Origin of the sequence: Croceivirga thetidis, assembly GCF_012272815.1 — a bacterium.
Lineage (GTDB): Bacteria > Bacteroidota > Bacteroidia > Flavobacteriales > Flavobacteriaceae > Croceivirga > Croceivirga thetidis.
In genome coordinates this window covers 1062657-1075888 of sequence record NZ_JAAWWL010000001.1, presented here as the reverse complement: position 1 = coordinate 1075888, position 13232 = coordinate 1062657, and the positions used below count along the sequence as shown (strand labels likewise).

The 13232-nt window shown below is 37.1% G+C and carries 14 protein-coding genes and 1 tRNA gene; 8 read left to right on the top strand and 7 right to left on the bottom strand.

All coding sequences use genetic code 11. From position 1 onward, the window contains the following. Positions 1-33 precede the first annotated feature (33 nt). Complete coding sequence (locus HCU67_RS04855) at positions 34-930, top strand: universal stress protein (protein WP_168551446.1); 897 nt, start codon at positions 34-36, stop codon at positions 928-930. Here the strand turns inward: HCU67_RS04855 and HCU67_RS04850 are convergent. After that, positions 927-1157: a hypothetical protein gene (locus HCU67_RS04850; protein WP_168551445.1), complete on the bottom strand. Its 231-nt coding sequence runs from the start codon at positions 1155-1157 to the stop codon at positions 927-929. The genes HCU67_RS04855 and HCU67_RS04850 overlap by 4 nt on opposite strands. A 197-nt stretch (positions 1158-1354) precedes the next feature. On the opposite strand from HCU67_RS04850, the gene HCU67_RS04845 reads away from it, so the two are divergent. Both HCU67_RS04845 and HCU67_RS04840 read left to right on the top strand, forming a co-directional pair. Further along, a complete protein-coding gene (locus HCU67_RS04845; RefSeq protein WP_168551444.1) occupies positions 1355-2281 on the top strand; it encodes a hypothetical protein in 927 nt (308 codons plus the stop codon). Then, positions 2278-3012, top strand: coding sequence for a hypothetical protein (locus tag HCU67_RS04840; protein ID WP_168551443.1), 735 nt, complete (start codon positions 2278-2280; stop codon positions 3010-3012). The genes HCU67_RS04845 and HCU67_RS04840 overlap by 4 nt, the downstream gene beginning before the upstream one ends. Positions 3013-3017: 5 nt before the next feature. Here HCU67_RS04840 and HCU67_RS04835 read toward each other — a convergent pair whose 3' ends face one another. Continuing rightward, positions 3018-3278, bottom strand: a complete 261-nt coding sequence (locus HCU67_RS04835) for a hypothetical protein (protein WP_168551442.1) — start codon at positions 3276-3278, stop codon at positions 3018-3020. Between the two features lie 587 nt (positions 3279-3865). Between HCU67_RS04835 and HCU67_RS04830 the strand changes: the two genes are divergently transcribed. Together HCU67_RS04830 and HCU67_RS04825 are read left to right on the top strand one after the other, a co-directional pair. Beyond that, on the top strand, positions 3866-4519 hold the full coding sequence (locus HCU67_RS04830) for a hypothetical protein (protein WP_168551441.1): 654 nt from the start codon (positions 3866-3868) through the stop codon (positions 4517-4519). Between the two features lie 16 nt (positions 4520-4535). Beyond that, on the top strand, positions 4536-4862 hold the full coding sequence (locus tag HCU67_RS04825; RefSeq protein WP_168551440.1) for a hypothetical protein: 327 nt from the start codon (positions 4536-4538) through the stop codon (positions 4860-4862). Between the two features lie 276 nt (positions 4863-5138). Here the strand turns inward: HCU67_RS04825 and HCU67_RS04820 are convergent. After that, positions 5139-5212: transfer RNA gene (locus HCU67_RS04820), tRNA-Ile, on the bottom strand. Positions 5213-5230: 18 nt separating this feature from the next. After that, positions 5231-5650, bottom strand: a complete 420-nt coding sequence (gene mce / locus HCU67_RS04815) for a methylmalonyl-CoA epimerase (RefSeq protein WP_168551439.1) — start codon at positions 5648-5650, stop codon at positions 5231-5233. An 84-nt stretch (positions 5651-5734) separates the two neighbouring features. Here mce and rbfA point away from each other — a divergent pair, with 84 nt between their 5' ends. Beyond that, positions 5735-6127, top strand: coding sequence for a 30S ribosome-binding factor RbfA (gene rbfA, locus HCU67_RS04810; protein WP_168551438.1), 393 nt, complete (start codon positions 5735-5737; stop codon positions 6125-6127). Positions 6128-6129: 2 nt separating this feature from the next. Further along, positions 6130-7341, top strand: coding sequence for an FtsX-like permease family protein (locus HCU67_RS04805; protein ID WP_168551437.1), 1212 nt, complete (start codon positions 6130-6132; stop codon positions 7339-7341). 7 nt (positions 7342-7348) lie between these two features. On the opposite strand, the gene dusB is transcribed toward HCU67_RS04805, so the two are convergent. Further along, positions 7349-8341: a tRNA dihydrouridine synthase DusB gene (gene dusB / locus HCU67_RS04800; protein ID WP_168551436.1), complete on the bottom strand. Its 993-nt coding sequence runs from the start codon at positions 8339-8341 to the stop codon at positions 7349-7351. A 71-nt stretch (positions 8342-8412) separates the two neighbouring features. Then, the gene (locus HCU67_RS04795; RefSeq protein ID WP_168551435.1) at positions 8413-9639 is read right to left on the bottom strand and encodes a M28 family peptidase; all 1227 of its coding nucleotides are present in this window, start codon (positions 9637-9639) and stop codon (positions 8413-8415) included. Positions 9640-9672: 33 nt separating this feature from the next. Here HCU67_RS04795 and HCU67_RS04790 point away from each other — a divergent pair, with 33 nt between their 5' ends. Then, the gene (locus HCU67_RS04790; protein ID WP_168551434.1) at positions 9673-10779 is read left to right on the top strand and encodes a TolB family protein; all 1107 of its coding nucleotides are present in this window, start codon (positions 9673-9675) and stop codon (positions 10777-10779) included. On the opposite strand, the gene HCU67_RS04785 is transcribed toward HCU67_RS04790, so the two are convergent. Beyond that, positions 10776-13193, bottom strand: coding sequence for a TonB-dependent receptor domain-containing protein (locus tag HCU67_RS04785; RefSeq protein WP_168551433.1), 2418 nt, complete (start codon positions 13191-13193; stop codon positions 10776-10778). The two genes, HCU67_RS04790 and HCU67_RS04785, sit on opposite strands and share 4 nt — an antisense overlap. Between the last annotated feature and the right edge of the window lie 39 nt (positions 13194-13232).

The window sequence follows — 13232 nt, the reverse complement described above, 5'->3', positions numbered from 1 at the left end:
GCTAATTTTATCCCATCTTAAATAAAAATTGGGATGAAAAGGATATTGATACCCACCGATTTCTCAGATAATGCATGGAACGCTATTGGATATGCCATGCAACTATTCAAAAATCAAGAATGCCTGTTCTACCTTTTGAACACCTATACCCCTGTGATTCCCAACAGTCGATTTATGGCGCCCATGGTCAATGGTGTTCGCATTGAGGATGCTATTCGGTCAAGTTCAGAAAACGGATTGATAAAGACCGTTAACCGTATTCGTTCGGCTTTTAATAATCCAAAACACAACTTTGAGACCATATCCTCCTTCAATTTGTTGGCCGATGAGGTAAAAGACGTAGTAGACAGTTTCAATATTGAACTTATCGTTACAGGTACCAAAGGTGCTTCAGGTATGGATGAAGTATTTATGGGCAGTAATACGGTTCGTATCATTAAAAACACAAAAAAATGTCCGGTTCTAGCAATTCCGCAACATTTTGATTATCAATCCCCCTCTGAAATTGCCTTCGCAACTGATTTTAATCGATTCTATTCGCAGTCAGAATTAGAACCTTTAATAAACATGGCAATCGCTTTTAAAGCTACCATACGTATTGTCTATGTGCAATATGAAATTAAGGCACTGTCTGAGCTACAGCAGTTCAACCTGAACATGTTACGAAAGTATTTTTCTAGAGTTGAACATTACGTTCATACGGTTTCAGAATTAAGCTCGGTCTCAAAAACCTTGGAAGTGTTTTCCAATGAATTGGATATCCATCTATTGGCCATGTTACATTACCAACACAGCTATATGGAGAAAATGACCAGAGAACCAATCGTCAAGCGAACGGCCTTTCATACACAGATACCGCTTTTGGTCATTCCAGAACTGGGTATGGAAGTCATTCACAGCCCAAAAGAACCTCAAATGGAAATGGTTTAACGAAATCTTTCTGAACCAATTGGGTGGTCTTCATAAAAGTCGTCAAACGTCTTTGTTGTTTTGTAATCATCGGTTAAAACTTTGTACACCATATAAACTACAAGGCCTTGACCAAAAACAGTTATATAAAAAACCCAACTAAAAGAAAAGTTCATACCAACCATGATAGTTAGGGTAACTAAAACAAAGGTGGTAAAGGCAACAACGCCCATTGCTGATATCTTCATAATTTTTTATACCCAAGTTAACGGCTTACCGGCTGTTTAAAAGACATATTGGCAATTTTTTGGCAAAACAAAAAAATCTGAGTTAAGTACCTGAATTTTTCGGTGCGCAACGTATCGCACACTTACCAAAAAGGCGGCGAAGTAACTTTAGCAATAATACTTAACATTATTGTTACTTTTGATATACTTCTAACTGAATGGACAAAATAGAAATTTTAATCAAGCGAGATTCTGCCGGCAATCCAATAGATTTGGAGAGCATGAGTCTTGCTGATTCAAAAGCATTCAGCGAGATACTAATTTCTCTAATAAAAATCGTTGAATTTGAAAAGGACTTACACCTAAAAATAGGTGTTAGAAAGTCCAGTGCCGTGAAGTCCATAATAGGACCCACTGATCACATGGAAATTGTATACAAAAAAATAGAAAAAGCTTCGAAATCAGAAGTTGACCGTGACAATTTTTACGTTAAACACCTTAATAAAATTAGAGAAAAAGCATATCAAAATGAGGATTTTGATATTACTTACACAAAAAAGGGGAATCGAATAAGTATAAAACCGCTTTTTACGAATCAATTTAAAACTACCCGCAATACTCAAAAAGGCAAGGGGGATTTTAAAATTAAATTCTTAAATGGAACACTTACTGACTGTGGAGGTATAAAGCCTAATTTTCACATCAGTGTTGGAGAATCTTCTTTCACTATCAAATGCTCTCCGGAAGAGGCTAGAATGCTTGGTGGTAAGCTTTACGAAAATATTAATGTTTGTGCCTGGGTAAAAGAGGAAAATGAAAAAGAAACCTACAAGTTGTGTGACGTTTATGATGAGAAAGAGGCTGAGCTATTTTTCGATCTATCAGATTTCTTTAAGCTTTTGAAAAACAAAGAGGGTACGGAGCCCTTTCATTTTATTTCTGACAAACTGGAAGACTTTTATGATAACAAAGATTATGATGGGGCAGTAAAGTTTATCAAGCCCTTTATACATGAAAGTTCGCTTCCCGTTTACCTTCGAACTATTCTGGTTGTCTCGAAGGGTTTAAAGAACGTTATGCCGCTTACAGGCTTGTTGAATGAAGTTGAGGGTTACCTTGAATCAAAAATTGGCAAGGTTTATTGAGCAAGGGAAGTTTACATATAGCCCTTTCCTTTGATGAAGAATTGTTATCATTTTCGTCGCTAAGTAACCTTAATGACTTTGTGGCTATATCAGCAGCCGTTGGTAAAAATGGACGCTGTGAGCACTCTGGTTTAGTCATTTGCTTTGATAAACAAATCCACTATTTTCATTTTGATGGAAGAGATGTTTTATTAGAAGAAATTACCGAAAGAACGGGTGATTATGATAATTTATACTTTAAAAAAACCAAGATTATTCATGAAGCTGATGTGGTCTCTTTTTTAGGACATTGCCAAAAATTAAAAGCCCGTGGTGTAAAACCACAATACGGTTTTGTTTTTAATGGGTCATATTATGATTCGAAAACAGGGGAAAACTTTTTGGTAAACGCCGAATATGATATTACAACATGTGTTGGTTTCTGCATTAAAGTTATTCGAGGATTTCTTTACAATAACGAGGAATATTTAAAATTAGCAGATTGGGAATTGCCAACCTTTAAAGAAGCTCCAACAAGTTTGATTCGTTATATGTTTAAATACTTGAAAAAATATGCCGATGAAAATGGTATTAATATTTCAGATTTGTTTAAAAGTGATGAATTAAAAAGAATATCTCCTTCTGAACTATTGTCTTCTGCTTTTTTCAAAAATCTTCCAATTCAAAAAAATAGTATTGACTCTATTAATCCTGAATTGGAAGCCTATTTTCTTAGCTTAGTCGCCGCCTAATCCAACTAAATTAATTCTACTCTTTCCCACCCTTTTTCGGGCAAATCATTTCTATCTACGACAATAATACTTGCAACACCCGCAGAAGGATATTTATATTTTAGAATCGTTTGGAACTCATTAGCCTCTAAATAAAAAAGACTTATTCTTTTGGGAAAACTAAGTTTTCTATTCTCGCATTCAATACTTAACAAATGAGCGCCTATCTCTTTGAGAAGTTGTTTTATTGCATACCTGTCTGTATTTCTAAAAACTATATTTTTCATGGATTTATTCCATAATTAAGGAGTATGTCCAAATATAGAAATAATTAAAATGAGAAAGGTGTCCTAATTACTTTCTTCTTAAATTAGAATCAAACTGTGAATCCATGTGTTACGGAACACGAGTAGTTAGAAAAGTAATGGAATTGGAGCAGCATTATTAAAAAATTTGACTACGAATAATTGGAAATTAATTATTACCGATGGAGTTGTACGAATACAAGATGTTGAAAGAAGAGCAACAATGGGATGAACTTTGGTCAAACTGTACCTTCCTAAAACATCACATTTCAAAGAATGGCAAATTTTCCCTTTATACCCTGTATAAATTCTTCGTTTAGGTAGAACTTTCAATTAAATCGGATCAAATTGTTGGAAAAAGAGAATTTAAAACAGGAGGGTTATTGGACAGGTATTCTGGTAATTTGGAAGTATGAGCCATGGAGGAGCTTAGATGATGGCATTATTTTATCTTTTTATTTGCTTGGCTATTTGGGTTATGGCTAATTGATAGATATCACAATAAAAAGAATAGATGGTAATAATTTTAATATCGTGAATTTTAACAGATAACTTAAACCTTATATAGATTGATAGAAGAAGGATTTGAGGAAGAAGAATTTGAGGAATTGGATAATAACTCTGAAGAAAAGTCGGACAAAGCAGATTTAAATCAGCCTTTTTCACTAAACTTTATTTCAGAATTAAATACACTGAGGGACGCTTTAACATTCCGAAAAGAAGAAGTTTTGTTTATAGGACTATCTATTGTCTTTGGGCACTTTGTTTTATTCTATTTAGCTGATTTCCAATACGCCATAATTTTTGTTGCTATTTTATTTTGTTACGGAGTTTTGCTTTTTTACCTATATCGGTATTATAAAATAAAGAAAAGAAAAGTTTACGATTTAATAGGGGAAGTCAGTCATTATAATGAGTGTTTGACAAAAGAAAATCAAAAACATAAGAAGCAACAAATAGTCCAACGAGATCAAAAGGTGACCCTAAAAGTTAAGGAGAAGGAATTTGTAAAAATCGATTCATTGCAAAGTAGTGTATTGTTGAAAGAAGAGTACGAGCGATTACAAAAAATACTTAATGAACTTGAGACACTGCAAAAACAACAGGAAGTTGAAATTCAAGAATTTGACAAGAAAATTGGAAGATATTTTGAAATAAGTCGTTTAATGAAAGTTATCGTGGGTTCTATTAGTAACATTATTGAGCGCCTTGATAAGAAATAAAAATTGTTAAAATCAAATGGAGAAAATTTTGTCAATATTTAGGGGTTACTCTTTAGGAAGAACTAAAGTGGCTTTATTTGGACTTTTCATTTCCGCAATAGGATTTCAGTTCTATGTGAATATAAATTTTGAGAAAGGCCAGATTATAGCAAATGATGGTGAAATCCCATTATTCCTTTGGATAGCAATCATCTTTTTCTTTAGTCTGCTTATCCTTCTAGATTTTTGGTTTTACAGAGACAATTCTAAAAGAAAAAAAAAGATAATCGATTTACTAGAAAATGAAAACGTTGACAATGAAATTAAACTCCAAATTTCAAAAAAGTTAGATAGGCTTTTATGAGCCCGGCAATTGCATTAGCCGTACACAATTCATACAGAAATACATAAAAAATCCGCAACCCACTAATTAATAGTTTGTTACGGATTTTTTATGTGTTCCCGCCTGGGTTGTCAGCTCCAATGTCGCTGTTAACCAGAGAAAACCGCTACTGCAAATGGAAAGCCATGCTTTGCACGCAAAGCGCGATTTTGTTTTCTACTTTTTGGAAGCGCAAGCGCTCCCAAAATCCGAAAACAAAAAAGCCCATACCTATCGGCATGAGCTTTCCGCTTGATGTGGTCCCACCTGGGCTCGAACCAGGGACCAACTGATTATGAGTCAGCTACTCTAACCAACTGAGCTATAGGACCAATTGTTGGCCTGCAAAATTAGCTTTTATTTTCAATTGTACCAATATCTTCGCAAAGTTCTACCAAAACACCATTGGTTCCTTTCGGATGTAAAAAAGCAACCATTTTATTATCGGCTCCCTTTTTAGGAAATCCTGGTAGTACCACAAAACCTTCGTTTTCCAAACGTTCTATTTCAACTTTCAAGTCGTCAACCGCAAAAGCGATATGATGAATACCCTCACCTTTCTTTTCAATGAACTTCGCAATGGCACTCTCTGGGGTAGTTGCCTCGAGTAATTCAATTTTATTGGGGCCTGACTTGAAAAAAGAGGTTCTCACGCCCTCACTTTTTACTTCTTCTATCTTGTAATGGGGTACGCCCAATAACCTTTCAAAAAGACTATTGGATTTCTCCAAATCAGTGACAGCTATGCCCAAATGTTCTATTTTATTCATTTATCAAGCGTTAATATAATCGCAAGTTAAACAGCTCAAGCTTAGAAAAGGCTGAGATTGCTTATGAAATCCTATTTTTGACCCATGGAAACGCCCCGTCAGAAAAAAATAGCCAGCATTATTCAAAAAGACATGGTCGAGGTACTGCAACGTGCAGCGACCGATGGAGGTCTTAAAGGTGTGCTCATCTCTGTAACAAAAGTCTACGTTACGGCAGACTTGTCAATCGCCAAAGTCTACCTCAGCATTTTTCCCAATGCCAAGGCATCTGAGCTTTTAGCTGGTATTAAATCAAACGAACCATTGATAAAACATGAAATTGCTCAGCGCACCAAGAATCAAATGCGACGTATGCCCAATCTAAATTTTTATTTAGACGATTCGTTGGAATACATCGATAATATTGAAAAGTCATTGAAAGGTGTAGATAACCCCATAGAAAATCCTGATTTATTGGATAAACGAAAGAAGTCCTGATTTTGAATTTTCCGTTGTACATCGCCAAACGGTATTTACGGTCAAAAAGCAAGCAAAACGCCGTAAACATCATAAACTTCATTACATTCCTGGTCATTGTAATCGGTTCTGCGGCGCTGTTCATCGTACTATCGGCGTTCTCAGGACTAAAGTCTTTTAGTTTACAATTTACCGATGCTTTTGACCCCGATTTAAAGGCCATACCCGCTACCGGAAAATTCTTTACCGTTTCAACCGAAAATGACCAGGCGCTACAGAACTTAAAAAGCGTTGCCCATTATTCAAAGGAGCTTGAAGAACGTGTTTATTTAACATTTAGAGAGAAAAGTCACCTGGCCACTATAAAAGGTGTGGATTCCAATTTTCAAATGACCACTGGCATTGATAGCATGCTTTATTTTGGCAATTGGGGAGTGAATGAATACAGCGGCGTTATCGGCATCGGCGCCTTCAATATATTGGGCGTGCCCTTAAACAACTATGAAACGCCTTTAATTGCCCTAGCTCCCAAACCTGGTAAAGGATCTATAAACCAACAGGTTCTAAATTCAAAACCCTATAACAGTCTGCCACTTGTGCTAACTGGGGTATATGCCGTAGAAGAAAACTTAGATCGCAAATATGTGATTACGTCACTACCAACTGTTCAAGCTTTTTTAGAAAAAGATAGCCTTACGGTTTCAGCCATAAATTTTAAGTTATCAAAAGGATTTGATCTGGAGTCAGCGAGAGCGGAAATCGCTGCAGTATTGGGTTCAAAAGGACGAATTCTTAGTCGTCAAGAACTTAATGGTAGTCTTTACAAGATGCTCAATACCGAAAATGTGGCAACCTATTTGATTTTCACCTTAGTGCTCATAATTGCACTTTTCAATGTGGTCGGGGCAATAATAATGATGATTCTTGATAAACAACAGAATTTGAGAACACTGTTCGCGCTAGGTTCCCCTGTAAGGGATTTACGGTTTACTTTTTTTCTTCAGGGATTGTTGACCACCTGTATAGGGGGATTGATTGGAGTGGTCATTGGCATACTGATCATACTATCGCAGCTTGCTTTTGGTTGGTTAAAGATTACACCTAGCCTAGCCTATCCCGTTGCATTTGATTGGCAGAACGTGTTACTTGTTTTTCTAACCATTGCCGCCTTGGGATTTGTCTCAGCTAAAATTGCCAGTAGCCGAATCAACAAAAGATTGGTGGCAATTTCGTAATGGGAATCTAAGCGAATTGATGGTCTCCAAACTTCTCTAAAACCTCATCAAAAGCGGCAAACACATCGGCAGAATCATCACTGGTCACCATTTTCATTCGGTATTCCTTGAAATGTGGTATTCCCTTAAAGTAATTGGTATAATGCCTTCGGGTTTCAAATACCCCAAGCTTTTCCCCTTTCCAATCGATGGACATTTGTAAGTGTCTGCGTGCTGCCTCTACACGTTCTTCCATAGAAGGCGAAGGCAAATGTTGACCTGTCTTAAAATAGTGTTTGACCTGATTGAAAAACCATGGGTTTCCGATACTGGCCCGCCCAATCATAGCTCCATCCAATCCAAAATCATCTCGCATTCGCACAGCAGCTTCGGGCGTATCTACATCACCATTGCCGAATACCGGTATGTGCATTCTGGGATTGTTTTTAACTGCTGCAATCGGCACCCAATCAGCTTCCCCTTTGTACATCTGAACACGGGTACGGCCATGAATCGAAATTGCTTTTATACCAACATCTTGCAAGCGCTCAGCAACCTCAACAATTTTTATTGAATTACTGTCCCAACCCAATCGTGTTTTCACAGTAACCGGCAGTTTGGTCCGCTTAACCATTGCCTCTGTTAATTTTACCATGAGCGGTATATCTCTTAAAATACCTGCACCGGCATTCTTGCATACCACTTTTTTTACAGGGCAACCAAAGTTGATGTCGATAATATCAGGATTGGATTTTTCAACGATATCAATTGCCTGTAGCATCGAATCCATTTCCGCACCAAAAATCTGAATACCAACAGGACGCTCTTTTTCGTAAATATCGAGCTTTATCACGCTTTTAGCGGCATCTCTAATAAGACCCTCAGAAGATATAAACTCAGTGTAAACCACATCAGCCCCATTTTCTTTGCATAATGCCCGAAATGGGGGGTCGCTTACATCTTCCATTGGAGCAAGAAGTAAAGGGAAATCAGGTAATTGTATGTCACCGATTTTCGGCATTGGCAATTTTTTTGAACGACAAAGGTACTTTAAAAACGAAATTTCTTCAAAGTGAAGCAGTTAACAGCGAATCAGAATTCAATATCAACCTCAATTTTTTCTCCATTACGGTCAACTACGGCTTTTGTGGCATCCCCTTTTTCGAATGTTGAAAGGGTACGCATATAGCTCATCATGTCAGTTATTAAGCTATCTCCCAATTGAACCACAACATCTCCTTTCTGTAGTCCAGCTTTTTGAGCCGGTTTATTCTCGCTCACACCATCTATTCGCATGCCTTTACCGTCAAACAAGTAATCGGGAACAACGCCTAATCCAACCTTAAATCGAGGTACTTCCTCACTCTCGTTCTTCGTCATTTTAAAGGTTAATTTTGGGCTATTGTCCAGATCCATGCAGACGGCAACAATATAGTCTGCTATTTCATTCATTCCTTCATAATTCAGTTTCTCGGAATCATCGGAAGGCCTGTGATAGTCTTCATGTTGTCCTGTAAAAAAATGTAAAACCGGAATGTCGGCTAAATAGAATGAAGTGTGATCTGATGGGCCAATACCGCTTTCTTTCAAAATCAATTTGAACCCAGGATTATTAACGTTCAGTGATTGATTCCAACGCGATGAAGTACCTACACCACTTATTGATAGACTCTTGTCTTCACGCAATCTACCCACCATGTCAAGATTAATCATAAAGTTGATTTCATTCATTTCAAGAGTGGGGTTCTTTACATAATAATTAGAGCCTAAAAGCCCCATTTCCTCACCTGAATAAAATTGAACCAAAATATTGGTCGACATCAGACTATCCTTAAGCTTTTCCGCAATTTTGAGAACTGTTGCAACCCCACTGGCGTTATCATCAGCTCCATTATGTATTTCAGGATCACCTCGATGTAATGAGCCTTGCCCTCCCATACCTAAATGATCATAATGGGCACCAAGTACAATGGTTTTTTCCGCTTTCTTGTCATAAAATCCAATTACGTTGGTTCCTGTGGTCGTTCCCTCCCCTGCTGTTATAAATTCCACCTCCTTGTGCGGGTCACGGGTCTCCATGAATGTAAAGGTTTGCAAATACGTTTCTTCAACCCCTTTTGGGGCGAATCCCAATTCCTTTAATTGATTTGCCAAAAATGCTGCGGCCTGTTGTTCTTCTAGAGTTCCCGTTGCCCGACCTTTTAGAGAATCTGAAGCAAGAAAGTTGACTGTTTCTTCAAGGGAGAATTGAAACGTTTCTTTGGTTTTGCAATTGATACATAGAATGGCCGCGACCAACAAAAAGAAGAATAAACGCATCTGTCTTATTTTTGTGCAAAATTAGGAATCTTTATGTGTCGATATACTCTCATTCTTTTGCTTCTGGCTTTCTTTTCTTGCAAAGAGAACAACAAGAAAAATACAAACAAAGTGGCTGAGGAAGTCAGTATTAGCACAAATTCTGATTCCCTAATTTATCCAGAAGAAACACATTTTAAGAGTCTGCGCCAGGTTACTTTTGGAGGAGATAATGCTGAAGCCTATTGGAGTTTTGATGATAATCAATTGGTATTTCAATCAAACTATAAGGAATGGGGGGTCGAATGTGACCAAATATTCACGATGGAAAAAAATGAAGTGTTTGAAAATATCAAACCCCCGATGGTAAGCACAGGGATGGGCCGCACGACATGCTCATATTTTATGCCAGATAACAAGCACATTCTATATGGATCAACTCATTTGGTAGATAAGCAATGCCCCAAGGTGCCACTTAGGAAAAATGGCAAATACGTCTGGCCTGTATATGACTCATTTGACATTTTTGTGGCAGATTTGGAAGGCAATATCGTTAAACAATTAACCAATGAGCCTGGCTATGATGCGGAGGCCACAGTATCTCCGAAAGGTGACAAAATTGTATTTACCTCAGACCGTAGTGGAGATTTAGAACTCTACACCATGAATTTAGATGGAAGCGAAGTCACTCAAATAACCGATGAGCTTGGTTACGATGGTGGTGCATTCTTCTCACCTGATGGTACACAACTAATTTTCAGGGCTTCAAGACCAAAAACAAAGGAGGAAATTACCGAATATAAAGAACTGCTTGCCCAGGGTTTGGTGCAACCTACAGAAATGGAATTATTCATCTGTAACGCAGATGGTTCCGAATTAAGACAATTAACTTTTTTGGGCAATGCTAATTGGTGCCCATTTTTTCATCCTTCAGGAGATAAAGTTTTATTCTCTAGTAATTTTGAGGCTGAGCGTGGGTTTCCATTCAATCTTTATCTCATCGATACCGATGGTAAAAACCTAAAAAGGGTTACACATGGCGAGACATTTGATGCATTTCCTGTATTTTCCAACGATGGTAAATTCTTAGCATTTTCAAGTAATCGAAATAACGGGGGAACAAGGGATACCAATCTTTTTATTGCCGAATGGGAAGATTAATTTCCAGATTCCAGTCTATCCCTTTCTTTTTTACTAATACTTCTTTCGTTATCTGTTAGTTTAAAATTGCCAAAATTATAAGTAAAACCAAACCGAATAAATTGTAGTTCGGGCCTCCTTCTGTAGAAGTTGTCTTGGTTGAAGTATCTAGAAGTGTAAGTAGGAACATAGCGCTCCAATAAGTCCTCAGCAGCAACAGAAATAATAGCTCTATCATTCCAAAGTGATTTTCTTAAACCAAAAGTCAAGTTCAAGTTCTCACTTTCAACGTAAGACCCAAAGATAGAACCTGACCAGTATGTTAGACCAACTTCACCGGTTAACGAACCATCTTTGCTAAGCGTCAAATAATTCGCTATGTAAGCATAAAATCCATCAAAACTGTTTTCAAACTCCCTGTTTTCACTTTCTACCGCTAAAAAGGTTTCATCTTCATGGAAAAATGATACATAAGCATAAACGTACCATGGATTTAGTAGTGCTTTACTGTAAATAATATCAAGGCCGTAAGAATTACTGCCAAGCACGTTCTGTTTCAGTTCTGAAAGGGTCTGATTTTGATTATTCTGAAAAACCAAATAATTGATATACTCTCCATTGTTTCTATAATACAGATCAAAAAACAACTCACTATTAAAGGTATAATTGAAATTGAAGTTGTTGCTGAATGCTGGAAACAATCTAGGATTTCCTTCTACAAAATCATTTTCATTCGAAAAATTACGAAATGGGTTTAAGTCATCATATTTAGGTCTTTGGATACCCCGGCTGTAATCAAATGCAAAACTATGTTTGTCTGAAGCCGTATATAGTACATACAAAGAAGGAAAAAATTCAAAAAAGTTCTGATTATTTATGGTACTCAGCGTCAGTGACGTACCTAAGGCGTCGGTATATTCACCCCGCAATCCCGCTTTCAAAGACCATTTTTCCCAATTTTGTTGCAACGATAAATACCCCCCCAATACCGTTTCATCATATAAAAAGTTATCTGAAAGATTGGCATTCACAGATTCGTCTGCACCTTGAAAATTTGTATAATCAATACTGCTTTCCGAATCAATAATGGAGGCTTTTGCCCCGGTTTCAAATATCCCTTGTCCTACAGGCGTAACATAATCAACCTGACCGGTGTAAATCTTAATTTCTTGGCTGGAATTGGTGTCAAATGAAAAATCACGTAAAAATGTGCCACCATTATCAAAATAGTCAGACGCAATTTGCTGATTAAAACCATAATCAAAATCGGTGAAATGAGCATTTAATGAAATCTTCGAACCTGGTTTTTTAAAACTATGGTCAAAGGTTAAATCAATTGCAAAATTGGTATTGTCCGCACCTAACAAATTATCGGTGGTAAAAGTGCTATCAATAACTCCTTGTGAAGAACGAATTTCAGTAACCAGGTCACTGTCCCATTCTTGATTGGAATTGTTGACATAGGTAGATGTAAAATTTAAACTGTTATTATCATCAAATTGATAATCTACAATTGCAGTTAAATTATGGGCGCTAATACGCTTTATTTCTTCAATATTGGTTTCCCAGTTTGAGAACAACTCCCCTTGGTCATTGATAAAATTGATTCCTTTTCTTGTCTTTCTTATCTCTTTTCGTGGATTGAAACTGTAATTCGCCAATACATTAAGCTTCTCTGTTTTGAAATAATGGCTTGTTCCGAAGCTATATTTTGGAAAAACTGCTTGGGTCAATATCGTATTCAGGCTCCCCTTGTAACCGGCCACTAAACTTTTTGATGTAATAATATTTAAAACTGGACCTCCTTCGGCATCAAAATTTGCAGGCGGATTACTGATAACCTCTACAGATTTTATATTGGACCCTGCAAAACCTTGTAGCAGTGTCTTAAGTTCTTCGCCTGTTAATTGAACTTTTCTGTTATTTAAATACACAGTAGCAGCAATTCCCCTAATCTGTAGATCCTTGCCCGAGACAATTACACCGGGAGTATTTCGAAGCACATTCCAACTATCACCTTGGGCCACAACTGTATTTTCCACATTAAAAACCACACGATCTTGTAAGCGTTCAACCTTGGGTCTAGTAGAAGCGACCACTACCTCATCTAACTGTTCAGCTGACAAATCAATAACCAATGGAATCAATTCAATATCATCTGACACTTCTATTGATTTGGTAATTGATGTCTTTCCAATATAACTGGCCTGAACGAGGAACTTTCTTGGCTTAATTCCGTCAAATCTAAATTCTCCTAAATCTGAAGCGGAAGTTCCCTTAATAAACGTAGAATCTAAAGGGTTGAGCAACAAAATGTTGGCAAAGGCAATAGGCTGATCAGACTCGTCTATTACTTTGCCGGTAACGGAAAAGCTTTGTGAGTAGCTGAAATAAGAGCATACAAGAGCTGCTGTAAAAAGCAATGCCTTTTTCATATTTAGTGTTCAGGTGGCGCCAAAACTAATAAATTAATC